Raw genomic sequence first — 24,027 nt, forward strand, 5'->3', positions numbered from 1 at the left:
CGGCTAGCCGGTCACGAACTCCGCGGCCGGGTCGTGGGGGAGACGTGGGTCGCCGTCGACCAGGAGGTCGGCGCGTGCCGGGGTGTCGTCGATGGCGAAGTGGGCCTGCTCGCGGTCGTGCCAGGCGGTGAGCTCGCCCGCCATCGCCTCGCCGTCGCGGTCGATCGCGCGTGCCAGGGAGCGCGAAGGCTGCATGCTCATCCAGACGGCCAGGGTGAGGTCGGGCGCGGCGGCTCGCCTGGTCGACGTCACGCCGTCGAGGATCAGCACCCCGGTCGCCGGCACCTGGGTCCAGTCGGCGCCGAACGCGCCCGCGTACCAGTCGTAGGGCCGGTAGCCGCCGGGCTTGCCGTCGCGCAGCGGCGCGAGCACCCAGCTCTCCAGCCGCGGCCAGAACGTCACGGTGTCCGCCCAGCCGTCGAGCAGGTCGTCGGTGTGCAGCAGGGTCACGTCGCTGCCGGCCGAGCGCAACGCGTCGGCCAGCCGACCGGCGAACGTGGACTTCCCAGACCCGGTCGGGCCGTCCACGCCGACCAGCCGCACCGGCCCGAGCCGTGCCGGCAGCGTGAGCACCCGGGCCGCGAGCGCGCGGTAGCTGACGACGGCCATCGGCGGTCAGAGCCGGTCGACGGCCGTGACGCGGACGGCGGCGGTGCCCTGGGCGTCGGACGCGGCGAGGTCGATCTCCGCGCTGATGCCCCAGTCGTGGTCCCCGGCCGCGTCGTCGAAGATCTGCCGCACCAGCCAGCTGTCGGGTTGCTCGTCGATGAGCAGCAGCCGCGGGCCGCGGGCGTCCGGGCCGATGCCGATGTCGTCGTGCTCGGCGAAGTACGGTTCGAGCGCGCCTGCCCAGGCGTCGGCGTCCCAGCCGGCCTCGGCGTCGAGCTCGCCGAGCTCCTCGTACCTCCGGTGCGCGGCCAGCTCCACCCGCCGGAACAGGGCGTTGCGTACGAGCACCCGGAACGCCCTGATGTTGCCGGTGAGCGTGGTCGGCCGCCGCACCTCGGGCTCGTCGTCCGCCTCGACCGGGTTGGTCAGCCGGTCCCACTCGTCCACCAGGCTGGAGTCGACCTGCCGCACCAGCTCGCCGAGCCACTCGATCAGGTCGGTCAGCTCCTCCGTGCGGGCCTCGGTCGGCACCGTCTGCCGCAGCGTCTTGTACGCGTCGGCGAGGTAGCGCAGCACCAGCCCCTCCGAGCGGGCGAGCCCGTAGAAGCTCACGTACTCGACGAACGTCATGGCGCGTTCGTACATGTCGCGCACGACGGACTTCGGCTTCAGCTCGTGGTCGGCGACCCACGGGTGGCCCTGCCGGTACATCTCGTACGCGGCGTCGAGCAGCTCGGCCAGCGGCTGCGGGTACGTGACCTCCTCGAGCAGCTCCATCCGCTCGTCGTACTCGATGCCGTCGGCCTTCATCGCGGCGACGGCCTCACCGCGGGCCTTGTACCGCTGTGCGGACAGCACCTGTCGCGGGTCGTCGAGCACCGACTCCATGACCGACACGACGTCCAGCGGGTAGCTCGGCGAGACCGGGTCGAGCAGCTCGATGGCGGCGAGCGCGAACGGCGACAGCGGCTGGTTGAGCGCGAAGTCGAACTGCAGGTCGACGGTGAGCCGCACGGTGCGGCCGTCGGCATCCGGCGCGGCCAGCTGCTCGACGACGCCGGCGGCCAGCAGTGCGCGGTAGATGGCGATCGCGCGGTGGATGTGCCCGCGCCTGGCCTGCGGCGGCTCGTGGTTGTCGGTGAGCAGCTTGCGCATGGCGGTGAACGCGTCGCCCGGCCGCCCGATGACGTTCAGCAGCATCGCGTGGCTGACGACGAACTGCGACGTCAACGGTTCGGGGTCGGCGGCGACCAGCCGTTCGAACGTGGGCTCGCCCCAGCCGATCGCACCCGCCGGTGGCTTCTTGCGCACCACTTTGCGCCGCTTCTTCGGGTCGTCGCCGGCCTTCGCCAGCGCCTTCTCGTTCTCGATCACGTGCTCGGGCGCCTGCACGACGACGGTGCCGACGGTGTCGTAGCCGGCCCGCCCGGCACGACCGGCGATCTGGTGGAACTCGCGGGCGTGCAGCAGCCTGGTCGACGTGCCGTCGTACTTGGACAGGCCGGTGAAGAGCACGGTGCGGATCGGCACGTTGATGCCGACGCCGAGCGTGTCGGTGCCGCACACGACCTTCAGCAGGCCGGCCTGCGTCAGCGTCTCCACCAGCCGCCGGTACTTCGGCAGCATGCCCGCGTGGTGTACGCCGATGCCGTGCCGCACCAGCCGCGACAGCGTCTTCCCGAAGCCCGCCGTGAAGCGGAAGTTCCCGATCTTCGCGGCGATGGCGTCCTTCTCCGCCCGGCTGCAGACGTTCACGCTCATCAGCGCCTGCGCGCGTTCGAGTGCGGCGGCCTGGGTGAAGTGCACGACGTACACCGGCGCCTGGTGGGTGGTCAGCAGCTCCTCGAGCGTCTCGTGCATCGGGGTCATGGCGTAGCTGAAGGTCAGCGGCACCGGCCGCTGCGCCGACGCGATGACCGCCGTGGGCCGCCCGGTGCGCCTGGTGAGGTCGGTCTCGAACCTGCTGACGTCGCCGAGCGTCGCGGACATCAGCACGAACTGGGCCTGCGGCAGCTCGAGCAGTGGCACCTGCCAGGCCCAGCCGCGGTCCGGGTCGGCGTAGAAGTGGAACTCGTCCATCACCACCTGGCCGATGTCGGCGCGCTCGCCCTCGCGGAGGGCGAGGTTGGCGAGCACCTCCGCGGTGCAGCAGATCACCCGGGCGTCCGGGTTGACGCTGGCGTCCCCGGTGAGCATCCCGATGTCGGCCGGCCCGAAGACCTCGCAGAGGGCGAAGAACTTCTCCGACACCAGCGCCTTGATCGGTGCGGTGTAGAACGTCCGCCGCCCGTCGGCCAGCGCGGCGAAGTGCGCGCCGGTCGCGACCAGGCTCTTGCCGGAGCCTGTGGGGGTGCTGAGGATGACGTTCGCCCCGGAGAGGAGCTCGATGAGCGCCTCCTCCTGGTGCGGGTAGAGGCCCAGGCCCTCGCCGTCCGCCCAGTCGGCGAACGCGTCGAAGAGCGTGTCGGCGTCGGTGGTCGTGGGCCTGGGGAGCGTGGTGGCGACTGTCATGTGGCTGCCATCATCTCGCGCCCGGGCCGGAACCTGACGCCCCAGCGGCCGGACCACTGCGCACCGGGGTCGAGCCGTACCAGGTCGGTGCCGGTGACGAACGCGTTCGGCGGGCAGCTCATCGGCTCGACGGCGACGGCCGCGAACCGGCGCGCCGGCGCGAGCGTGTGGCCGGTGAAGACCTGCAGCCACGGGTACGCGGTGTCGCACCACAACGCGCTGGTCGCGCCGTCGGGTGCGGTGACGGACGCGTGCGCGAGCCCATCGGCATCCCTGGCCAGGTCGCCGAAGGCCGGGTCGAGCGGATGGTCCGCGATGACCCGGCCGGTGCGGAAGTCGTAGCCGGTGTCGGCGACCGGTGCCCGTTCCCGCGGGATGTGCCTGTCGTCAGCGACCAGGTAGCTGGCCGCTGGCAGCCGCAGCGTGCACTCCCGTACGGACGGCAGGCCAGGCGTGAGGTACGGGTGGTGCCCGGTGCCCCACGGCGCCGCGCACCCGCCGACGTTCCTTGCCGAGGTGGTCACCGTAAGGCCGGTCTCCTCGTGCAGTGCGTACGTCACCGTCAGGTCGAGCACGAACGGGTAGCCGGGCTGGGCCAGCAGCCGGTGGGTCAGCGTCACGGTCGCCTCGTCGTGGTGCACCGGCTGCCACCTGGCGGTCCGGACGAGGCCGTGGATGGCGTTGTCCGCGGCCGGCTCGGTGACGTCGAGCTGGTGGTCGACCCCGTCGAAGGCGTAGCGGCCGCGGTCGACCCGGTTCGGCCACGGCGCGAGCAGCTGGCCGTGGGCGCCGTCGCACGCGGCGTCGGTGGCGAACCCGGCGAGCACCGGCAGCCCCCGCCAGGTGCAGTTGCGCAGCGTGGCCCCGGCCTCGGTGACGACGGCCTGGTACGGCCCGGCGACGATGGGGAACTGGGCGCCGGTCGGTGGCACGGGCTGCGCGGTCATCCAGGCATCCTGCCGGACGGTCCGCGGCGCAGCCACAACGTGGTCGTCCGGGCGCTCAACGGGTGGGGGCTGTTGGAGCAGGTGGCCACGGTCGCTACCCTTCGGTGGCCAGAGGCGTATCGGTCCGGGAGGACGGTCGTGGAATTCAAGAAGATGGGCGCCGAGTTCGTCGGCACCGCGATGCTGGTCAGCGCCGGCATCGGAGCCGCCGTCTTTGCCGGCAAGGACATCGGCACGCTCGGCATCGCACTCGCCTTCGGCTTCGCGCTGCTGGCGCTGGTCTACGCGGTCGGCCCGGTCTCCGGTGCCCACCTGAACCCCGCGGTGACGCTCTCCTTCGTGCTCTCCGGCCGGATGAAGGTCGGCATCGGCATCCAGTACTGGCTCGCGCAGTTGCTCGGCGGCATCCTCGGTGCCGCGGTGATCGTCGTGGTCAGGTCGCAGGTCAACGGGGTGAGCCAGCAGCTGTACGGCAACAACGGCTTCGGCGAGCTGTCGCAGACGAACACGGAGATCGGCGGGGCGTTCTTCGTCGAGATGCTCGCGACGTTCCTGTTCGTGTTCGTGGTGCTCGCCGTGACCAGCAGGGTGGCGAACTCCGCGTTCGTCGGCCTCACCGTCGGCGCCGCGTTCACCGTCAGCTACCTGATGACCATCCCGATCAGTGGTGGCGGGGTGAACCCAGCGCGCAGCCTGGGGCCGGCGATCTTCGCCGGTGGCGAGGCCCTGTCGCAGGTGTGGGTGTTCCTGGTCGCGCCGCTGCTCGGCGCGCTGCTCGCCGTCCTCGTGCACGCGCTGGTGACGACCGAGCGCCAGGCGGCTGCGGACGCGGCCGCGGTGGCCGCGACCCCGGTGGCGAAGTCGGTAAAGCCGTCGGGGAAGCGGCCGCGCAACAAGCGCCCGGCCCGCCGCTGACCCCGTACACTCGGTTCTGGCGGTGACTGACCGGCTGCGCGGCAGTACGGTCGGCCGCCTGTTATTCTTGGCCCCTGCCGAGACCTGCTGACGGGTCTCGGTGCACAAGCGGAGGTCGACCTCCCACCCGCGGTCATAGCTGGCTTGCGGGTCCACTTGGCCCGGAGCTGCGGGCCCGACGCGGGGGACCAGCCGCGTCGTACTTGGTCGGCTTCGCCTGTGATGCGAGGCCGTTTTTGCTTCCTGGTGACGCGAGCCGGCCCCGCAGCCGTCAGCCGGACAGACAGTCGAGAGAACAAGACCAGACGAACAGTGCCCCACGGACTGAGGAGGCCTCATCAGCACTGACTTCCGAGTGAACGACCGCATCCGCGTCCCTGAGGTGCGCTTGGTCGGTCCCAACGGGGAGCAGGTAGGGATCGTCCGCATCGAAGACGCGTTGCGACTCGCTCAGGAGGCCGACCTCGACCTCGTCGAGGTTGCGCCGACCGCGCGCCCGCCCGTGGCCAAGCTCATGGACTTCGGCAAGTTCAAGTACGAGTCCGCGATCAAGGCCAGGGAAGCGAAGAAGAACCAGGCGCAGACGGTGATCAAGGAGATCAAGCTGCGCCCGAAGATCGACCCGCACGACTACAGCACCAAGAAGGGCCACGTCGAGCGGTTCCTGAAGCAAGGCGACAAGGTCAAGGTCACGATCATGTTCCGTGGCCGCGAGCAGTCCAGGCCGGAACTCGGCGCGCGGCTGTTGAAGCGGCTGTCCGACGACATCGACGAGCACGGCTACGTGGAGTCGGCGCCGAAGCAGGACGGCAGGAACATGATCATGGTGGTCGCGCCGCACAAGCGGCGGGCCGAGCCGGCGCAGAGGAAGGCTGAGCAAGCCAGCGACGCCGACGTGGCCGAGGTCTGACGCAGAGAACACCCAGCCGTCGGCTACGCGGCCGGTCCTGGGACGTAGGTGGAGGAGGACAGGGCCGAGTATGCCCAAGAACAAGACGCACAGTGGTGCCAAGAAGCGGTTCAAGCTGACCGGCACAGGCAAGGTCGTCAGGCAGCAGGCGAACCGGCGTCACTACCTCGAGCACAAGCCGAGCACGCTGACCCGGCGGCTGGCGGCGAACGTGCAGGCGAGCAAGGCGGATGCGCGGAACATCAAGCGCCTGCTCGGTAAGAAGTAAGCGTCGGCGGCAACAGATCCGATGCGTTCGCATCGGCTCGATAACGGAGGAGTACACACGTGGCACGCGTGAAGCGGGCGGTCAACGCCCACAAGAAGCGCCGGGAGATCCTCGGGGCGGCCGAGGGGTACCGGGGCCAGCGGTCCCGCCTGTACCGCAAGGCCAAGGAGCAGGTCCTCCACTCGATGGTGTACCAGCACCGCGACAGGCGCGCTCGCAAGGGCGAGTTCCGCCGGCTGTGGATCCAGCGCATCAACGCCGCCGCACGCAGCAACGGCATGACGTACAACCGGTTCGTCCAGGGCCTGCGCCTGGCCGGCGTCGAGGTCGACCGGCGGATGCTGGCCGAGCTGGCCGTCAGCGAGCCGAAGGCGTTCGCCGCCCTCGTCGACGTCGCGAAGAAGGCTCAGCCGAGCGGTAGCGCGGCGAGCTGACCCGCCGTGTCGGCCGGTCTGCTCGACGAGCGTTCCGCGCGAGTCAAAGCGGCGAAGCGACTACACCGCCGCGCCTTCAGAACGAAGGCGCGGCGGTTTCTCGTGGAGGGGCCGCAGGCGGTGCGCGAGGTGCTCGCGCTCCCCACCGTCGACGGCGTCGAGCTGTTCGCCACCGGCCAGGCCGTCGAGCGGCACCAGGAGCTGCTCGACCGGGCGCGCGCGGCCGCGGTGGAGGTGCACCTGGTCACCGAGCCCGCGCTCGCGGCGCTGGCCGACACCGTCCAACCGCAGGGCCTGGTGGCGAGCTGCCGGTACCTCGATGTGGAGCTGCCGGCGGTTTTCGCGGCAGCGCCGCGGCTGGTGGTGGTGCTGGTGCACGTCAGGGACCCGGGCAACGCCGGCACCGTGCTGCGGACGGCGGACGCGGCCGGCGCGGACGCGGTCGTCTTCACCGACGCCTCGGTGGAGGCGTACAACGGCAAGTGCGTACGGTCGGCGGCCGGCAGCCTGTTCCACCTCCCGGTCGTGACCGACTGTGCGGTGGCGGACGTGGCCGCGGCCGCCCGGGCCGCTGGCCTGCAGGTCCTGGCCGCGGCCGCGGACGCGCCTGTGACCATCGACGAGCTCGGCTCCGCCGGCCGGCTGAGCCGGCCGACCGCGTGGCTGTTCGGGAACGAGGCGTGGGGGCTGCCGGCGGAGGCGCTTGCCCTGGCCGACCAGGCCGTCTCGGTGCCGATCCACGGGCGCGCGGAGAGCTTGAACTTGTCCGTCTCCGCTGCATTGTGTATGTATGCCTCGTCAGGTGCGCAACGCGCGGCGGGGCACGTCGTTAGGCAGGGCGACGAACGGGTGCCCGGTTCGTCGTAAAGGTGCAGGTGACGCGCAGTCTCGGGGAAGGCCTGTCACATGACGGAGTCGCAGTTCGGTGCAACGGTGCCCGACGACGGCTTCCAGGTGGCTGCGGACCTGCTGCCCGACGGGCTGGTCGTCGCCGACGCCCGCGGCCGCGTCACGGTGTTCAACACCGCTGCGGCGGCGCTGACCGGAGTCGACCGGTCGGCCGCGCTCGGCAAGCAGTACGACGGGCTGCTGCCGCTGCGCGACGACGACGGGCACGACTGGTGGAAGTGCACCGACCCGTACGGCGGCCTGCCCAGCCGCACCAGGCAGCCGGCCCGCCTGCTGCGCCTCGGCCTGGACGGCCCGCAGCTCGACGTCAGCGCGAGGTACGTGCGCAGCCGACGCGCCGGGCCGCTGCAGCAGCTGGTGATCACGCTGCGCGACGGCGCCTCCCGTGCGCGGTGGGAGCGCAGCAGGGCGGACCTGGTGTCCACCGTCGCGCACGAGCTGCGCTCGCCGCTGACCAGCGTGAAGGGCTTCACCGCGACCCTGCTCACCAAGTGGGACAAGTTCACCGACGAGCAGCGCCAGGCGATCCTCCGCACCGTCGAGTACGACGCGGACGTGCTGACCAGGCTGATCGGCGACCTGCTGGACGTGTCGCGGATCGAGAGCGGCCGGCTGGAGCTGCGGCGCTCCGTGGTGGACGTCGGCCGGCTGGCGCACCGGCTGGTCGCCGGGCGGGTGGCCGCCGGTGACGACGCGGACCGGTTCGAGATCGCGGTGCACGGTGAGCTGCCCGACCTCTGGCTGGACAGCGACAAGGTCGAGCAGATCCTCGCCAACCTGGTCGACAACGCCGTACGGCACGGAGACGGTAAGATCAGCATCGTGGTAGAACCCAGTGCCGAGGTAGGGGACACCGGCGAGGCCGGCGTCTCCGTTAGCGTGAGCGACGCCGGGGAGGGCATCCCCGCCGAGCTCGCGCCGAGCGTGTTCACCCGGTTCTGGCGGGGCAACCACAGGCGGGGCAACACCGGGCTCGGGCTGTACATCGTCAAGGGTCTGGTCGAGGCGCACCGCGGCACCATCGCGCTCGGCCGCTCGGCGGCCGGCGGTGCGATGTTCCGATTTTCGTTGCCCGCCGGGTCGCCTCCTTACCTGTGACCTGGCGGGCGCCGCTTCGCGGCAAGCCACGTCAGTGTCAGTAGACTCGCGGGGCCGATCCGCCCCATCCGGGAGTGCCGTATTTCCATGTCTGCACCCAACAAGAACTACGACCCCGTCGAGGTCACCAGCCTGCACGAGGAGAACGTCACCGCGATGCGCGACGAGGCGCTCGCGGCGATCAGTGCGGCAGCCGACCTCGACGCACTGCACGCCGCGAAGGTCGCGCACCTCGGTGACCGCTCGCCGCTGCGGCTGGCGAACGCGGAGATCGGCGCGCTGCCGCCGGCCGCCCGCGCCGAGGCCGGCAAGCGGATGGGCGCCGCGCGCAAGGCGGTGGAGCAGGCGCTGGCGCAGCGCCAGACCGAGCTGGAGGCGGAGCGCGACGAGCGGGTGCTCGCCGACGAGCGGGTCGACGTCACGCTGCCGACGAACCGGCACGCCGTCGGCGCCCGCCATCCGGTGACCACGCTGATGGACCGGATGGGCGACTTCTTCGTCGGCATGGGCTGGGAGATCGCCGAAGGTCCCGCGGTCGAGACCGAGTGGCACAACTTCGACGCGCTCAACTTCCAGCCCGACCACGCGGCCAGGACGATGATGGACACGTTCTTCGTCGCGCCTGAGTCCGGCCGCCGGGTGCTGCGTACGCACACGTCGCCGGTGCAGGCGCGGGCGCTGCTGAGCCGCGGCGTGCCGGTGTACGTGGTGGCGCCCGGCCGGGTGTACCGCACCGACGAGTTCGACGCCACGCACTCACCGGTCTTCCACCAGATCGAGGGCCTCGCCGTCGACGAGGGCCTGTCCATGGCGCACCTGCACGGCACGCTGGTGCACTTCGCGCGCGCCATGTTCGGCGCGCAGCAGCGGATCAGGTGGCGACCGTCGTTCTTCCCGTTCACCGAGCCGTCCGCGGAGTTCGACCTGGAGTGCTTCGTCTGCCACGGCGCGTCGGTGGACAACCCGGACCGGCCGTGCCGCACCTGCTCGTCCGAGGGCTGGATCGAGTGGGGTGGCTGCGGCATGGTCAACCCGCGGGTGCTGCGGGCCTGCGGCGTCGACACCGACCGCTACCGCGGCTTCGCCTTCGGCATGGGGGTCGACCGCACCCTGATGTTCCGGCACGACTCGCACGACATGCGGGACATGTTCGAGGGCGACGTCCGCTACGCCCTCCCGTTCGGGACGGAGATCTGATGCGCGCTCCGGTCAGCTGGCTACGCGAGCACGTCGACGTACCGGCCGATCTCACCGGCCGGGCGATCGGCGATGCGCTGGTGCCGTTGGGCATGGAGGTCGAAGGTGTCGCCGAGTACGGCGCCGACCTCACCGGCCCGCTGGTGATCGGCGAGGTGCGCGAGATCGAGGAGCTCACCGAGTTCAAGAAGCCGATCAGGTTCTGCCGCGTCGACGTCGGCGCGCACAACGCCGACGACGGGCCGCGCGGGGTCATCTGCGGCGCGAGCAACTTCGTCGTCGGCGACCGGGTGCTCGTCGCGCTGCCGGGCGCCGTACTACCCGGCGGGTTCGAGATCACCGCGCGCAAGACGTACGGCAGGATCAGCGACGGCATGATCTGCTCCGTGCTCGAGCTGGGCATCGGCGACGACCACACCGGCATCCTCGTGCTCGAGCCAGGCACCGGCGAGATCGGCGCCGACGCCACCGAGGTGATCGTCCTGCGCGAGAGCGTCGCCGACATGGAGATCACCCCCGACTGCGGGCACCTGGAGTCGATCAGGGGGCTGGCGCGGGAGCTGTCGTACGTGACGGACGCGGCGTTCCGGGACCCGCGCGACCTGGTGAAGGTGCCGGACCCCGACCCCGCGGGCTGGCCGGTGCGGATCGAGGACGAGACCGGCTGCCGGCGGTTCAGCGCGCTCACCGTCACCGGCCTGGACCCGAGCCGGCCGAGCCCGCTGTGGCTGCGCACCCGGCTGCACTACGCGGGCGTGCGCTCGGTGTCGCTCGCGGTCGACGTGACGAACTACGTGATGCTGGAGCTCGGCCAGCCGATGCACGCGTTCGACGCCGCGAAGCTCGGCAGCGAGATCGTGGTGCGGCGCGCCGGGCCGGGCGAGCAGCTGACCACCATCGACCACTCGCTGCGGCGGCTCGACCCGGACGACATGGTGGTCGCGGACGAGACCGGCGCCGTGGCGCTGGCCGGGGTGATGGGGGGCGCGGACTCGGAGATCAGCGACGAGACCGTCGACCTGCTGCTCGAGGCGGCGTGGTGGGACCCGCCGTCCATCGGCCGCGCCGTACGCCGGCACAAGCTGCCGAGCGAGGCGTCGCGGCGGTTCGAGCGCGGCATCGACCCGGAGATCGCCGTACCCGCGCTGCAGCGGGCCGCGGAGCTGCTCGCCGAGTACGGCGGCGCCACCGTCGGCGCGCTGACCGTGACCGGCGCCGAGTACGAGCCGGCGACTATCGAGCTCGCGCCCGACCTGCCGGAGCGCACGATCGGGCTGCCTGTCGACACCGTCCTGGCCACCCGCCGACTGGAGCAGGTCGGCTGCGCGGTCGAGGCGGGCGCGACGCTGACGGTGCGGCCGCCGTCGTGGCGCCCGGACCTGCGCGACCCGGCCGACCTGGTCGAGGAGGTCGCGCGGCTGGAGGGCTACGAGCGGATCCCCGAGCTGCTGCCCACCCCGCCGCCCGGCCGGGGGCTCACCGAGCGGCAGCGGTTCAGGCGGCGGATGGGCCGCGCCCTCGCGTACGCCGGTTACGTGGAGGTGGTGACCCACCCGTGGACGTCCGACGCGGACTTCGACGCGCTGACGCTAGCCGCCGACGACCCCAGGCGCGGTGCGGTGCGGCTGGTGAACCCGATGTCCGACGAGCAGCCGCTGCTGCGTACGACGCTGCTGCCCGGGCTGTTCCGCGCGTTGCGCCGCAACGTCGGGCGGGGCACGACCGATGTCGCGATCTTCGAGGCCGGGGCCGCGTACCTGGCCGGCGGGGAGAGCGCGCAGGCGGCGAACCGGGCCAGGGTGGACCGGCGGCCGAGCGACGACGAGCTGGCCGCGCTGGACGCCGGCCTGCCGGACGAGCGCGAGCACGTCGCCGTCGTGCTGGCCGGTGCCCGTGAGCCCGACGGCTGGTGGGGCGCTGGCCGTCCGGCCGACTGGGCGGATGCGGTGGAGGCCGCCCGCGTGGTGGCCGCGGAGGCCGGGGTGGCGCTCGACGTACGCGCTGGCGACCACGCGCCGTGGCACCCGGGCCGGTGCGCGCAGCTGTGCGTCGGCGAGACCGTGGTGGGCTACGCGGGTGAGCTGCACCCGCGGGCCGTCGAGGCGTGGGACCTGCCCGCCCGCGCGTGCGCGGCCGAGCTGGACCTGACCGCGCTGCCGGTCGACCGGGGGCGGCAGGTCACCGCACCCGCGATCTCCGGGTACCCGCCGGCGCTGGTCGACGTGGCGCTCGTGGTGGCCGCGGACGTGCCGGTGGCCGACGTCGAGGCGGCGCTGCGCGACGGTGCGGGGGAGCTGCTGGAGGACCTGCGGCTGTTCGACGTCTACACCGGCGAGCAGATCGGCAGCGGGCAGAAGTCGCTGGCGTACTCGATGACGCTGCGCGCACCCGACCGCACGCTCACCGCGCAGGACGCCGCGGCGGTACGGGACGCGGCCGTGGCAGCGGCCGCCTCGCGTACCGGGGCCGTGCTGCGCGGCGCCTGACCGTCGTACGTTCGCTCGTTTCGCTGAGAGGAGCCGGCCGTTGGACGCCGTCGAAGGACAGGTAGCGCTCGTCACGGGCGCCAGCCGGGGGATCGGCCGGGCGATCGCGGAGTCGCTGGCCGCCGCGGGCATGCGGGTGGCGTTGCTGGCCAGGGACCCCGCGCGGCTGGCGGAGGTGGCGGCGGCCTGTGACCCCAGCGGCGAGCGGGTGCACTGGGCGGCGGCGGACGCGACCGATGTCGGGGCCGTCCACGAGTTCGTCGCGGCGGTGGAGGAGCGGTTCGGCCGCATCGACCTGCTGGTCAACAACGCCGGCCAGATCGAGTCGGCGGAGCGACCGCTGTGGGAGATCGACCCGGACGAGTGGTGGCGGGTGGTGGAGGTGAACCTCCGCGGCCCCGCGGCCTTCCTGCATGCCGTGGCGCCGGGCATGGTGCGGCGTAGCAGCGGCAGGATCGTGAACCTCGCCAGCGGCCTGGGCAGTCGCCGGGTGCCCGAGTACTCCGCGTACGCCGCGTCCAAGGGCGCCCTGATGCGCGTGACCGACTCGGTGGCCGAGCCGCTGCGCGCAGCGGGCGTCGCCATCTTCGACGTCTCACCGGGCCTGGTCCGTACCGACATGACCGCAGGGATGGCTATGTGGCAGGACCACCCGGCGGACAAGTACTTCCCGGTCTCGAACGTCTGCGACCTGATCCGCGAGATCGCCACCGGCCGCCTGGACGCACTCACCGGCAGGTACTTCCACGCCGGCCACGACACCGCCGACGCCCTGCTGGCCCAAACCACCCCCATCACAGCCGGCGACGCCCGCGCCCTGCGCATCCGCCCCTACGGCCCCACCGACCCAGCCACCTGACACCCGGGCCTGGGCCAACGCGCCGGCCCGCTGCGCTGGCGGGCCCCACCGCCTGTGCGCGACCCTGGCCGGCCCGGGCCCGGGCCTCGGCCCCGGCGCTGGCCGGCCCCACGGCCTTCGCCCGCCCCCTGGCCGGCCCGGCCTCAGCGCGAGGTGGCGGCCGGCCCGGAGCTGACCTGGCTCTCCCGGCGGCGGCCGAGCTGCTGACCCGGGCGGTCGGGCTGACCCGGCGCTGTCCGCGCCGACCGGCGCAGCTCGAAGCGGCCGGCAGCGCGGCACTGCCGGTACGGTGCCAGCCACCGGCGTGCTCCTTGCCCGCGCATCCGGCATCGCCCGCGCCCTTCGCTCGGCATGCCCGAGTTACCCGGCCCGACGCCACCGCCGGCACGGTGCCCGGGCCGCCTCTTCGCCCGTGCATCCGACATCGCCGGTGGCGTAGCCAGTGCCAGCCGCCCACCTCGGCCGCCGTTTCCGGCGCGCTTCGCCCAGCCCTGCCGGGCGCCGCTGCGTGCAGGGCAGCGCCGCACCCTCGTCAGCGCACCCGGCGTCGCCCGGGCCACGCCGGTCCGGCACCACCGGTCCCCCCCATCCGCCGCCGGCGCCGCGCCAGCCGGCCTGCGCGCTTTCGCCCAGCGCGCCGCCGTCCGACACCGCCGGCATCGCGCCCGCATTCGCCCAGCGCGCCGCCGTCCGACACCGCCGGCATCGCGCGTACCCCGCATTCGCCATCGCTACCGCCGCGTCGGTCCGTCACACCGGCTCTCCATACCGCTCGCCCGTCACGTCTTCACCGGCACCCGCACCCCCAGCCGTGCCATCGCCGGGTGCTGCGGGCTGCCGGTGTCCGGTTGCATACTCTCGCGGTAAGTTGCATAATGATGCTGTCGAGAGGGAGGGTATGCATGGCATGGCGGGTCGCGGTTGCCGGTGCGAGTGGGTACGCCGGTGGGGAGCTGCTGCGCCTGCTGCTCGCCCACTCGCAGTTCGAGGTCGGTGCGGTCACCGCCGCCGGCAACGCCGGCACCCGGCTGGGTGAGCATCACCCGCAGCTGACCGGGCTCACCGACCGGATGCTCACCGAGACCACGGTCGAACAGCTCGCCGGGCACGACGTGGTGTTCCTCGCGCTGCCGCACGGGCACTCGGCCGCGATCGCGGCGACGTTGCCGGAGTCGACGCTCGTCGTCGACTGCGCGGCCGACCATCGGCTACGCGACCCGGCCGCGTGGCAGCGCTGGTACGGCGGCGAGCACTACGGCTCCTGGCCGTACGGGCTGCCGGAGCTGCCCGCCGCGCGGGAGAAGCTCGCCGGCGCCCGCCGGGTCGCCGTGCCCGGCTGCTACCCGACGGCCGTGCTGCTCGCGCTCGTCCCCGCGTTCGCCGCGGGTGTGGTGGAGCCGGAGGCGGTGATCGTCGCGGCGTCCGGCACCTCGGGCGCCGGCCGGGCGATGAAGCCGCACCTGCTGGGCAGCGAGGTGATGGGCGCGATGAGCCCGTACGGCGTCGGCGGCGGACACCGGCACACCCCCGAGATCATCCAGGGCCTCGGCGACGCCGCGGGCGCGCCGGTCAGGGTCTCGTTCACGCCGACGCTCGCGCCGATGCCGCGCGGCGAGCTGGTCACCTGCAGCGCCAAGCTGCCCGACCCCGCGGCGCCGGTGCGGCAGGTCTACGAGCAGGCGTACGCGGACGAGCCGTTCGTGCACCTGCTGCCGGACGGGCAGTGGCCGACGACCGCGGCCACCCTCGGTGCGAACACCGCCCACGTGCAGGTGACGGTCGACCAGGACGCCGAGCGGCTGATCGCGATCTGCGCGCTCGACAACCTCACCAAGGGCACGGCAGGCCAGGCGATCCAGTGCGCCAACCTCGCGCTCGGCCTCCCGGAGATCACCGGACTACCAATGGCGGGAGTCGCACCATGAGCGTGACGTCGGCAGCAGGCTTCAGCGCGGCGGGGGTGACCGCGGGCATCAAGCCCAGCGGCAAACCCGATCTCGCGCTCGTCGTGAACAACGGCCCGCACTACGCGGCCGCCGGTGTGTTCACGGCGAACCGGGTCAAGGCGGCGCCGGTGCTGTGGTCGCAGCCGGTGGTGGCCGACGGCATCGTCCGCGCCGTCGTGCTCAACGCCGGCAACGCGAACGCGTGTACGGGCAGCCGTGGCTTCCAGGACACCCACCGCACCGCGGAGACGGTGGCGGAACAGCTGGACGTCTCCGCGGCGGACGTCGCGGTCTGCTCGACGGGCCTGATCGGCGAGTACCTGCCGATCGACGACCTGCTCGCCGCTGTGCCGACGGCCGTCGGGCAGCTGACGGACGACGGCGGCCCGGCCGCGGCCGCGGCCATCATGACTACGGACACCAGGCCGAAGAACGCCGCGGTGCAGGCAGACGGCTACACCGTAGGCGGCATGGCGAAGGGCGCCGGCATGCTCGCGCCGGCGCTGGCGACCATGCTCGTGGTGATCACCACCGACGCGGTCGCCGACGCGGACACCCTGGAGCGGGCGCTGGGCGCGGCCGCTCGTACGACGTTCGAGCGGGTCGACTCCGACGGCTGCCTGTCCACCAACGACACCGTGCTGCTGCTGGCCAGCGGCGCCAGCGGCGTCGCGCCGAGCGAGGACGAGCTGGCCGGCCACGTCACCACCGTGTGCGCGACCCTCGCTAGGGAGCTGGTCGCGGACGCGGAGGGCGCGAGCAAGGACATAAGGATCGACGTCGTCGACGCAGCGTCGGAGGCGGACGCGCTCGAGGTCGGCCGGGCGGTGGCGCGCAGCGCCCTGCTGAAGTGCGCCATCCACGGAGAGGACCCGAATTGGGGCCGGGTCCTCTCCGCGGTGGGCACCACGGGTGCGGTCTTCGAGCCGGACGAGCTGGCCGTCGCCGTCGGCGGAGTCTGGGTCTGCCGTGAGGGGGCGCGCGGCGAGGACAGGGCGAAGGTCGACATGAGCGGCCGCGAGGTGACCATCACCGTGTCGCTGTCCGCGGGCGAAGACTCGGCGACCGTCTGGACCAACGACCTCACGGCGGCGTACGTCCACGAGAACTCGGCGTACTCGACGTGACGGGGGTGGCCATGAGCAGAGACCGCGCCACCGCGCTGGCCAAGGCCGGCACCCTCATCGAGGCACTGCCGTGGCTGCAGCGCTTCCACGACAAGACGGTCGTGGTGAAGTACGGCGGCCACGCGATGACCGACGAGAAGCTGCGGGCGTCGTTCGCCGAGGACCTGGTGTTCCTGCGGTACGCGGGCATCCGGCCGGTCGTAGTGCACGGCGGCGGGCCGCAGATCAACGCGCACCTGGAGAAGCTCGGCGTGCCCACGCAGTTCGCCGGCGGGCTGCGGGTCACCACGCCTGAGACCATGGACGTGGTGCGGATGGTCCTTGTCGGTCAGGTCAACCGCGACCTGGTGGGCCTGGTCAACGGGCACGGCCCGTTCGCCGTCGGCATGTCGGGCGAGGACGCCAACCTGTTCATCGCGAAGAAGCGCACCGCGCTCGTGGACGGCGAGGAGGTCGACCTCGGCCAGGTCGGCGAGGTGACCGAGGTGCACCCGGGCGCCGTGAAGAGCCTGCTCGACGACGGCCGCATCCCCGTGGTGTCGAGCATCGCCCGCGGCCTCGACGGCACCGTGTACAACGTGAACGCGGACACCGCGGCGGCCGCGCTGGCCGTCGGCCTCGGGGCGCGCAAGCTCGTCGTGCTGACCGACGTCGAGGGCCTCTACGGGGACTGGCCGAACTCGACCGAGGTGATCTCGTCGCTGACGGCGGACGAGCTGGCGAAGCTGCTGCCCGACCTGGATGCCGGCATGCTGCCGAAGATGGAAGCATGCCTGCATGCCGTACAGGGTGGTGTGGCGCGCGCACACGTACTCGACGGCCGCCTCGAGCACGCGCTGCTGCTCGAGGTCTTCACCGACGAAGGGATCGGCACGATGGTGACCTCGACAGGAGGCGACGCATGAGCACGGCGCAGTGGCAGGAGCGGTTCGCGCAGGCGCTGATGCCGAACTACGGCGTGCCGCCGGTGGTCCTGACCGAGGGCAAGGGCTGTCGGCTGTGGGACGTCGACGGCAACCAGTACCTCGACCTGATCGGCGGCATCGCGGTCTCCGCGCTCGGCCACGCGCACCCCGCGCTCGTGGACGCCGTGTCGAACCAGGTCGCCAAGGTCGCGCACACCAGCAACCTGGCCATGCACGACGTCGAGGTGCGGCTCGCCGAGCGGGTGCTCGGCCTGCTCGGCGCCGACGGGCGGGTGTTCTTCACCAGCAGCGGCACCGAGGCGAACGAGGCGGCGATCAAGCTCGTCCGCAGCCACGTCGGCCCGCAGCGGACGAAGTTCGTCGCCGCGACCAACGGCTTCCACGGCCGCAGCCTCGGCGCGCTCGCGCTCACCGGCAAGGACGCGATCCGCGAGCCGTTCGGCCCGTACGGCTTCGACGTGACGTTCGTACCGTACGGCGACGAGGCGGCGCTGCGCGAAGCCGTCGACGGCGACACCGCCGCGGTCGTCCTGGAGCCGACCCAGGGCGAGGCGGGCGTCGTGCCCGCGCCAGACGGCTACCTGCAGACCGCACGCGAGGTGTGCGACGCGCACGGCGCGGTGTTCGTGCTCGACGAGATCCAGAGCGGCATTGGCCGCACCGGCGCGTGGTTCGCGCACCAGACGGCGGGCGTACGGCCGGACATCGTGACGCTGGCCAAGGGCCTCGGCGGTGGTCTGCCGATCGGCGCGTGCGTCGGGCTCGGCGCGCTCGGCGAGGCATTCCCGAAGGGCGCGCACGGCAGCACGTACGGCGGCAACCCGGTCGCGTGTGCGGCCGCGCTCGCCGTGCTCGACACCCTCGAGGCGCAGGACCTGCTGGCGAACGTCCGCACCGTCGGCGCGCACCTCGCCGCCGGCATCGAGGGCCTCGGGCACCCGCAGGTGGCCGGCGTGCATGGCAGCGGGCTGTGGCGCGCGATCGAGCTGACCGCGCCGGCCGCGGGCGCGGTGGAGGCCGCGGCGCGTACCGCCGGGTTCCTGGTCAACGCCGTGCAGCCGGACCGGGTCAGGCTGGCGCCGCCGCTGATCCTCACCACGGCCGAGGCGGACGAGTTCGTGCGGGCGCTGCCCGGGATCCTCGACACGGCGCAGGCCGGAGAGCACGCATGAGGCACTTCCTGCGCGACGACGACCTGACACCCGCGCAGCAGCGCGAGGTGCTCGACCTGGCCGCGGAGCTGAAGAAGGATAGGCACGCGCGCAAGCCGCTGGCCGGGCCGCAGGCGGTTGCCGTGCTGTTCGACAAGCCGACGCTGCGTACCCAGCTGTCGTTCACCGTCGGCATCGCGGAGCTCGGCGGGCACCCGATGGTGGTGGACGCACGCCTCGCGCAGATCGGGGTGCGCGAGTCGGTCGCGGACACCGCCAGGGTGCTCGGCCGCCAGGTGGCGTCGGTCGTCTGGCGTACGTACGGGCAGGACCGGATCGAGAAAATGGCGCAGTACGCGGGGGTGCCGGTCGTCAACGCGCTGACCGACGCGTTCCACCCGTGCCAGATCCTCGCCGACCTGCAGACGGTGAGGGAGCACAAGGGCGAGCTCACCGACCGCACGTTCGCGTACCTCGGCGACACCTCGAACAACATGGCCAGCTCGTACCTGCTCGGCTGCGCCACGGCCGGTATGCACGTACGGGTCGCCGGGCCACCGGAGTACGCACCAGACGCGGAGGTGCTCGCCACGGCGTCGGGGATCGCCGCACAGACCGGCGGCTCGGTACAGCACCTCACCGACGCGCGCGAGGCGGTGGCCGGCGCCGACGCCGTCGCGACCGACACCTGGGTTTCGATGGGCCAGGAGGAAGAGAAGGAGGAGCGTGCCGCGCCGTTCCGGCCGTACAGCGTCACGGCGGAGCTGATGGCGGCCGCGCCGGACGCGGTGTTCCTGCACTGCCTGCCCGTGTACCGTGGCAACGAGGTGACCGCTGACGTCATCGACGGCCCGCAGAGCGTGGTGTGGGACGAGGCGGAGAACCGGCTGCACGCCCAGAAGGCGCTGCTCACCTGGCTGCTGGAGGGTTGATGGTTGAGCACGTGCGGTCGACCTGGCCCGCGACGAAGACCGCGCGGCAGCAGTACATCGTCGAGGTGCTGTCGCGCCGCGAGGTGCGCTCGCAGTCCGACCTGGCCGAGCAGCTGGCCGAGGTCGGCATCGCCGCGACCCAGACCACCCTGTCCAGGGACCTGGAGGAGCTCGGCGCCGTACGCGTGCGGAACACCGCCGGCGTGCTGGTCTACGCGCTGCCGGGTGAAGGTGGCGACCGCACACCGCGGGCCGTGCCGGATGCACCGTCGCAGGCGGGTAGCCGGCTGGCGAAGGTCTGCGGCGAGCTGCTCGTCTCCGCCGTGGCGTCGGCGAACCTGGTCGTGCTACGTACCCCGCCAGGCGCGGCGCAGTTCTTCGCGTCCGCGCTCGACCACGCCGAGCTGGACGACGTGATCGGCACCATCGCAGGGGACGACACGGTGCTGGTGATCGCCCGCGACGCCGACGGCGGCGGCGTGATCGCCGACCGGATGCTCGCGCTCGCCCGAGGCAACCGTCCGACCGAGGAGAAGCGGGAAGAGCATGGCTGAGCCCACCCGGCTGTGGGGCGGCAGGTTCGCCGGCGGCCCCGCCGAGGCGATGTTCGCGCTCTCGGTCTCGACGCACTTCGACTGGCGGCTCGCGCCGTACGACATCGCCGGCTCGGTCGCGCACGCGCGCGTGCTGCACCGGGCGGGCCTGCTCACGGCGGACGAGCTCGCCGGGCTCGAGGACGGCCTCGCGCGGCTGCGTACGGACGTGGCCGCCGGGGAGTTCACCCCGAGCCCGGACGACGAGGACGTCCACACGGCAATGGAGCGCGGCCTGCTCGAGCGGGTCGGGCCCGAGCTCGGCGGCAAGCTGCGCGCCGGCCGGTCGCGCAACGACCAGGTTGCCACCCAGTTCCGGATGTACCTGCGCGACCACGCGAAGGTGGTCGCCGGACTGCTGCTCGACGTGGTCGACGCGCTCGTCGAGCAGGCCGCCAGGCACCCGGGCGCGGCCATGCCCGGACGCACGCACTTCCAGCACGCGCAGCCGGTGCTGCTCGCACACCACCTGCTCGCGCACGTGTGGCCGCTGCTGCGCGACGTGGACCGGCTGCACGACTGGGACCGGCGTACGGCCGAGTCGCCGTACGGGTCGGGCGCGCTCGCCGGGTCGTCGCTGCGCCTCGACCCGGACTACGTCGCCACCGAGCTCGGCTTCGACCACGCCACACCGAACTCGATCGACGGTGTCTCCGCCCGCGACTTCGCCGCGGAGTTCGCGTTCGTGCTCGCCATGGCCGGCGTGGACGTGTCGCGGGTCGCCGAAGAGGTGATCATCTGGTCGACCGAGGAGTTCGGCTACGTCACGCTCGACGACTCCTGGGCGACCGGCTCGTCGATCATGCCGCAGAAGAAGAACCCGGACGTCGCGGAGCTCGCGCGCGGCAAGGCCGGCCGGCTGGTGGGCAACGCCACCGGCCTGCTCGCCACGCTGAAGGCGCTGCCGCTCGCGTACAACAGAGATTTGCAGGAGGACAAGGAGCCGGTGTTCGACTCCGTCGACTCGCTCGAGGTGCTGCTGCCGGCGGTGGCCGGCATGCTCGGCACGTTGCGGTTCGACGTGGACCGGCTCGCCGAGCTCGCCCCGCGCGGGTTCACCCTCGCCACCGACATCGCGGAGTGGCTGGTGGGCGGCGGCATGCCGTTCCGGCAGGCGCACGAGGTGGCAGGCGCGTGCGTGCAGGCGTGTGAGAAACGCGGCATCGAGCTCACCGATCTCGGCGACGACGAGCTGGCGGCGATCTCGCCCGCGCTGACCCCGGACGTCCGCTCGGTGCTGACCGTCGCGGGTTCTGTGGCGTCGCGGTCGGCGCGCGGCGGCACGGCGCCGGCGCAGGTGGAGGAGCAGCTCACCGAGGTGCGGGCCAGGGTCGCGGACGCGCGGACCAGCATCGGCGGCTGACACCGCTGGACGAGTAGCCTGCGGCCGTGAGCGACACCGACCGCCAGCTGCTGCCCAGGGAGTTCTTCGACCGTCCCGCGCTGGCGGTCGCGCCCGACCTGCTCGGCCACGTGGTGGAGCACCGTGCGCCGGGCGGGCTGGTCGCGCTCCGCGTCACGGAGGTCGAGGCGTACGAGGGCGCGGACGACCCCGCGTCGCACGCGTACCGCGGCCGCAGTGCGAGAAACGCCACCATGTTCGGCGACCCCGGCCACGTCTACGTGTACTTCACCTACGGCATGCACTTCTGCATGAACGTCGTCTGCCAACCGGCGGGCACGGCGTCCGCGGTGCTGCTGCGTGCCGGCGAGGTGATCGAGGGCGCCGAGCTGGCGCGGGTGCGGCGGGGTACGTCGACCGGCGACCGCGAACTCGCGCGCGGCCCGGCCAGGTTGACCGTCGCGTTGGGGGTCGCGCGCGAGGAGGACGGCGCCGACGGCTGCTCGGCCGCCAGCGCCCTGCGGCTGTGCCGGGGGAGCGCGCCGCCCGGATCCGCCGTCGCCACCTCAGCCCGTACGGGCGTCGCGAACGGCGCACAACAGCCCTGGCGCTTCTACGTCGCCGGCGACCCGACGGTCTCGCCGTACCGGAAGCACGTGCCCAAACGGCGTACCCCGTCGAACCCGTCCGCCTGAGGCGGGCGTCGCGACGCCGTACGCTGGGCACCGACCACAACCACCAGCGAGTGAGAAAGCTGACACGTGACGAACATCCTGGACGAGTTGCAGTGGCGCGGCCTGCTGGCCGAGTCGACCGACCAAGCGGCCCTGCGGGCCGCGTTCGCCGAGGGACCCGTCACGTACTACTTCGGCTTCGACCCGACCGCGCCGAGCCTGCACCACGGCCACCTCGTGCAGGTGCTGACCATGCGCCGGCTGCAACAGGCCGGCCACCGGCCGCTCGCCCTGGTCGGCGGGTCCACCGGGCTGATCGGTGACCCGAACCCGGACCGCGAGCGCACGCTGAACGACCCGGACGTGGTCGCCGGGTGGGTGGACAAGATCAAGCGGCAGATCGAGCCGTTCCTGTCGTTCGACGGGCCGCACGCCGCGCACGTGGTGAACAACCTCGACTGGACCGCGCCGGTGAGCGCGCTGGAGTTCCTGCGCGACATCGGCGGGCACTTCCGGGTCAACAAGATGATCGCGAAGGAGGCCGTGAGCGCACGGCTGAACTCCGACGTCGGCATCGGGTACGCCGAGTTCAGCTACCAGATCCTGCAGGCGTTCGACTTCCTCGAGCTGTACCGGCGGTACGGCTGCACGCTGCAGGGCGGCGGCAGCGACCAGTGGGGGAACATCACCGGCGGCGTCGACCTGATCCGGCGGGTGGAGGGCGCCACCGTGCACGCGTTCGCCACGCCGCTGCTGACCAAGTCCGACGGCACCAAGTACGGCAAGACTGCGGGCGGGGCGGTGTGGCTGGACCCCGAAATGCTTTCGCCGTACGGGTTCTACCAGTTCTGGCTGAACATCGAGGACGCCGACGTGCCCACCCACCTGCGTGCGCTGAGCTTCAAGCCGCGGGAGGAGATCGACGAGCTGGAGCGGCAGACCGTCGAGCAGCCGAAGGCGCGGGCGGCGCAGCGGGCGCTGGCCGCCGAGCTGACCACGCTCGTGCACGGCGCGAAGGAGTGCGAGAACGTGATCGCCGCCAGCCAGGCCCTCTTCGGGCGCGGTGAGCTGCGTGATCTCGACGAGGCGATGCTGACGGCGGCGGTCGCCGAGCTGCCCAGGGCCACCATCACGGCGGACGGGCCGGCCAGCTACGCGGAGCTGTTCGCCGAGACCGGCCTGGTCGGCAGCCGCTCGGAGGCCCGTCGGACGATCGCCGACGGGGGCGCGTACGTGAACAACGAACGGGTCACCGACGAGACCGCGGTGCCGGCCGCCGAGGACCTCCTGCACGGGCGCTGGCTGGTGCTCAGGCGCGGCCGGAAGACGCTCGCGGCCGTGGAGAGGGCCCGCTGACCTTCAGGGGGCCCAACAGGGCGTTGACCTGCGTAAACGCGTTAAGAGGACCCCCGATTTGACCGGTGATCATGGGTGTCATAGAGTTGCTTTCGCCCGGTGCGGAGGAACGGACACCGACAAGGTGGCCGGTCCGCAGAAGGGCTCCAAACCTCGAAAACTTCGATTTGACCGCAACGCGGGCAAAGGGTTAAGTTAGAGGTTCTGCCCCAGAACAAGGTCGAAAGACCGCGTACTGGTGTGCGTCCGCTCCTTGAGAACTCAACAGCGTGCCGAAAGTCAGTGCGACTGATCGGCTGACCAGAGAAGACGACGTCAGTCGTCCTTCGAAGGACACCCGATCAACCTCCGTCAAACGATCGGTCTCGGCTCCGGCCGAGGAACGATCAACGGATAACGAGAACCAGGACATCACCTCGGTGATGCCCTCCAGAGGACTTCACCCACGCCTCGCGTGCGGTGGCTAAGACCTCAACGGAGAGTTTGATCCTGGCTCAGGACGAACGCTGGCGGCGTGCTTTACACATGCAAGTCGAACGGTAAGGCCCCTTCGGGGGTACACGAGTGGCGAACGGGTGAGTAACACGTGGGCAATCTACCCTTGACTCTGGGATAACCCCGGGAAACCGGAGCTAATACCGGATACACACCTCCTTCCGCATGGTTGGTGGTGAAAAGCTCAGGCGGTCAAGGATGAGCCCGCGGCCTATCAGCTTGTTGGTGGGGTAACGGCCCACCAAGGCATCGACGGGTAGCCGGCCTGAGAGGGCGACCGGCCACACTGGGACTGAGACACGGCCCAGACTCCTACGGGAGGCAGCAGTGGGGAATATTGCC

General features: G+C 72.1%; 21 protein-coding genes and 1 other annotated feature. Of the genes, 18 read left to right on the forward strand and 3 right to left on the reverse strand.

Annotated features, from left to right (window positions below):
• Positions 1–3: 3 nt before the first annotated feature.
• The 3 genes from GEV07_02080 to GEV07_02090 are packed head-to-tail and all read right to left on the reverse strand — an operon-like array spanning position 4 to position 4,067.
• Positions 4–609, reverse strand: coding sequence for a hypothetical protein (locus GEV07_02080; GenBank protein ID MQA01554.1), 606 nt, complete (start codon positions 607–609; stop codon positions 4–6).
• A 6-nt stretch (positions 610–615) separates the two neighbouring features.
• A complete protein-coding gene (locus GEV07_02085) occupies positions 616–3,120 on the reverse strand; it encodes a DUF3516 domain-containing protein (GenBank protein ID MQA01555.1) in 2,505 nt (834 codons plus the stop codon).
• Positions 3,117–4,067 carry an aldose epimerase gene (locus GEV07_02090; protein ID MQA01556.1) on the reverse strand — a complete coding sequence of 317 codons (951 nt, stop codon included), beginning with the start codon at positions 4,065–4,067 and terminating at the stop codon, positions 3,117–3,119. Before GEV07_02090 ends, GEV07_02085 begins: the two co-directional genes overlap by 4 nt.
• Before the next feature lie 153 nt (positions 4,068–4,220).
• Here GEV07_02090 and GEV07_02095 point away from each other — a divergent pair, with 153 nt between their 5' ends.
• The 18 genes from GEV07_02095 to GEV07_02180 all read left to right on the forward strand — a co-directional run bounded on the left by GEV07_02095 (position 4,221) and on the right by GEV07_02180 (position 23,190).
• Positions 4,221–4,982 (forward strand): aquaporin, encoded by a 762-nt coding sequence (locus tag GEV07_02095; protein ID MQA01557.1) that lies wholly within the window; start codon positions 4,221–4,223, stop codon positions 4,980–4,982.
• Positions 4,983–5,319: 337 nt separating this feature from the next.
• A complete protein-coding gene (locus tag GEV07_02100) occupies positions 5,320–5,892 on the forward strand; it encodes a translation initiation factor IF-3 (protein ID MQA01558.1) in 573 nt (190 codons plus the stop codon).
• A gap of 70 nt (positions 5,893–5,962) precedes the next feature.
• Entirely contained in the window at positions 5,963–6,160 is a 198-nt protein-coding gene (gene rpmI / locus GEV07_02105) for a 50S ribosomal protein L35 (GenBank protein ID MQA01559.1), read from the forward strand.
• 59 nt (positions 6,161–6,219) lie between these two features.
• Complete coding sequence (rplT, locus tag GEV07_02110) at positions 6,220–6,594, forward strand: 50S ribosomal protein L20 (protein ID MQA01560.1); 375 nt, start codon at positions 6,220–6,222, stop codon at positions 6,592–6,594.
• 6 nt (positions 6,595–6,600) lie between these two features.
• The gene (locus GEV07_02115) at positions 6,601–7,461 is read left to right on the forward strand and encodes an RNA methyltransferase (GenBank protein MQA01561.1); all 861 of its coding nucleotides are present in this window, start codon (positions 6,601–6,603) and stop codon (positions 7,459–7,461) included.
• 39 nt (positions 7,462–7,500) lie between these two features.
• Positions 7,501–8,601 (forward strand): PAS domain-containing protein, encoded by a 1,101-nt coding sequence (locus GEV07_02120; GenBank protein ID MQA01562.1) that lies wholly within the window; start codon positions 7,501–7,503, stop codon positions 8,599–8,601.
• An 87-nt stretch (positions 8,602–8,688) separates the two neighbouring features.
• Positions 8,689–9,798 (forward strand): phenylalanine--tRNA ligase subunit alpha, encoded by a 1,110-nt coding sequence (gene pheS, locus GEV07_02125; protein MQA01563.1) that lies wholly within the window; start codon positions 8,689–8,691, stop codon positions 9,796–9,798.
• Entirely contained in the window at positions 9,798–12,284 is a 2,487-nt protein-coding gene (locus GEV07_02130; GenBank protein MQA01564.1) for a phenylalanine--tRNA ligase subunit beta, read from the forward strand. Before pheS ends, GEV07_02130 begins: the two co-directional genes overlap by 1 nt.
• A 40-nt stretch (positions 12,285–12,324) precedes the next feature.
• Complete coding sequence (locus GEV07_02135) at positions 12,325–13,143, forward strand: SDR family NAD(P)-dependent oxidoreductase (protein ID MQA01565.1); 819 nt, start codon at positions 12,325–12,327, stop codon at positions 13,141–13,143.
• Positions 13,144–14,045: 902 nt separating this feature from the next.
• Entirely contained in the window at positions 14,046–15,068 is a 1,023-nt protein-coding gene (locus GEV07_02140) for an N-acetyl-gamma-glutamyl-phosphate reductase (GenBank protein ID MQA01566.1), read from the forward strand.
• Positions 15,065–16,216 carry a bifunctional glutamate N-acetyltransferase/amino-acid acetyltransferase ArgJ gene (gene argJ, locus GEV07_02145; protein MQA01567.1) on the forward strand — a complete coding sequence of 384 codons (1,152 nt, stop codon included), beginning with the start codon at positions 15,065–15,067 and terminating at the stop codon, positions 16,214–16,216. Before GEV07_02140 ends, argJ begins: the two co-directional genes overlap by 4 nt.
• A gap of 11 nt (positions 16,217–16,227) precedes the next feature.
• Entirely contained in the window at positions 16,228–17,121 is an 894-nt protein-coding gene (gene argB, locus GEV07_02150) for an acetylglutamate kinase (GenBank protein ID MQA01568.1), read from the forward strand.
• Entirely contained in the window at positions 17,118–18,314 is a 1,197-nt protein-coding gene (locus tag GEV07_02155; protein ID MQA01569.1) for an acetylornithine transaminase, read from the forward strand. Before argB ends, GEV07_02155 begins: the two co-directional genes overlap by 4 nt.
• On the forward strand, positions 18,311–19,225 hold the full coding sequence (gene argF, locus GEV07_02160) for an ornithine carbamoyltransferase (GenBank protein ID MQA01570.1): 915 nt from the start codon (positions 18,311–18,313) through the stop codon (positions 19,223–19,225). The genes GEV07_02155 and argF overlap by 4 nt, the downstream gene beginning before the upstream one ends.
• Positions 19,225–19,779, forward strand: a complete 555-nt coding sequence (locus GEV07_02165; GenBank protein ID MQA01571.1) for an arginine repressor — start codon at positions 19,225–19,227, stop codon at positions 19,777–19,779. Before argF ends, GEV07_02165 begins: the two co-directional genes overlap by 1 nt.
• On the forward strand, positions 19,772–21,181 hold the full coding sequence (gene argH / locus GEV07_02170) for an argininosuccinate lyase (GenBank protein MQA01572.1): 1,410 nt from the start codon (positions 19,772–19,774) through the stop codon (positions 21,179–21,181). The genes GEV07_02165 and argH overlap by 8 nt, the downstream gene beginning before the upstream one ends.
• A gap of 26 nt (positions 21,182–21,207) precedes the next feature.
• Complete coding sequence (locus GEV07_02175) at positions 21,208–21,855, forward strand: DNA-3-methyladenine glycosylase (GenBank protein MQA01573.1); 648 nt, start codon at positions 21,208–21,210, stop codon at positions 21,853–21,855.
• A gap of 66 nt (positions 21,856–21,921) precedes the next feature.
• Complete coding sequence (locus GEV07_02180) at positions 21,922–23,190, forward strand: tyrosine--tRNA ligase (GenBank protein ID MQA01574.1); 1,269 nt, start codon at positions 21,922–21,924, stop codon at positions 23,188–23,190.
• A 471-nt stretch (positions 23,191–23,661) separates the two neighbouring features.
• Positions 23,662–24,026, forward strand: a sequence feature (possible 16S ribosomal RNA but 16S or 23S rRNA prediction is too short).
• Position 24,027: the final 1 nt, after the last annotated feature.

The sequence above is a fragment of the Streptosporangiales bacterium genome (assembly GCA_009379825.1).
Classification (GTDB): Bacteria; Actinomycetota; Actinomycetes; order Streptosporangiales; family WHST01; genus WHST01.

Bases quoted from the DNA above. Each gene is read 5' to 3' on its own strand.
- GEV07_02120 (MQA01562.1), top strand. From the start codon at position 7,501: ATGACGGAGTCGCAGTTCGGTGCAACGGTGCCCGACGACGGCTTCCAG.
- argF (MQA01570.1), top strand. From the start codon at position 18,311: ATGAGGCACTTCCTGCGCGACGACGACCTGACACCCGCGCAGCAGCGC.
- pheS (MQA01563.1), top strand. From the start codon at position 8,689: ATGTCTGCACCCAACAAGAACTACGACCCCGTCGAGGTCACCAGCCTG.
- rpmI (MQA01559.1), top strand. From the start codon at position 5,963: ATGCCCAAGAACAAGACGCACAGTGGTGCCAAGAAGCGGTTCAAGCTG.
- GEV07_02140 (MQA01566.1), top strand. From the start codon at position 14,046: ATGGCATGGCGGGTCGCGGTTGCCGGTGCGAGTGGGTACGCCGGTGGG.
- GEV07_02095 (MQA01557.1), top strand. From the start codon at position 4,221: ATGGGCGCCGAGTTCGTCGGCACCGCGATGCTGGTCAGCGCCGGCATC.
- GEV07_02130 (MQA01564.1), top strand. From the start codon at position 9,798: ATGCGCGCTCCGGTCAGCTGGCTACGCGAGCACGTCGACGTACCGGCC.
- GEV07_02085 (MQA01555.1), bottom strand. From the start codon at position 3,120: ATGACAGTCGCCACCACGCTCCCCAGGCCCACGACCACCGACGCCGAC.
- GEV07_02165 (MQA01571.1), top strand. From the start codon at position 19,225: ATGGTTGAGCACGTGCGGTCGACCTGGCCCGCGACGAAGACCGCGCGG.
- argJ (MQA01567.1), top strand. From the start codon at position 15,065: ATGAGCGTGACGTCGGCAGCAGGCTTCAGCGCGGCGGGGGTGACCGCG.
- GEV07_02155 (MQA01569.1), top strand. From the start codon at position 17,118: ATGAGCACGGCGCAGTGGCAGGAGCGGTTCGCGCAGGCGCTGATGCCG.
- argH (MQA01572.1), top strand. From the start codon at position 19,772: ATGGCTGAGCCCACCCGGCTGTGGGGCGGCAGGTTCGCCGGCGGCCCC.
- argB (MQA01568.1), top strand. From the start codon at position 16,228: ATGAGCAGAGACCGCGCCACCGCGCTGGCCAAGGCCGGCACCCTCATC.
- GEV07_02080 (MQA01554.1), bottom strand. From the start codon at position 609: ATGGCCGTCGTCAGCTACCGCGCGCTCGCGGCCCGGGTGCTCACGCTG.
- GEV07_02090 (MQA01556.1), bottom strand. From the start codon at position 4,067: ATGACCGCGCAGCCCGTGCCACCGACCGGCGCCCAGTTCCCCATCGTC.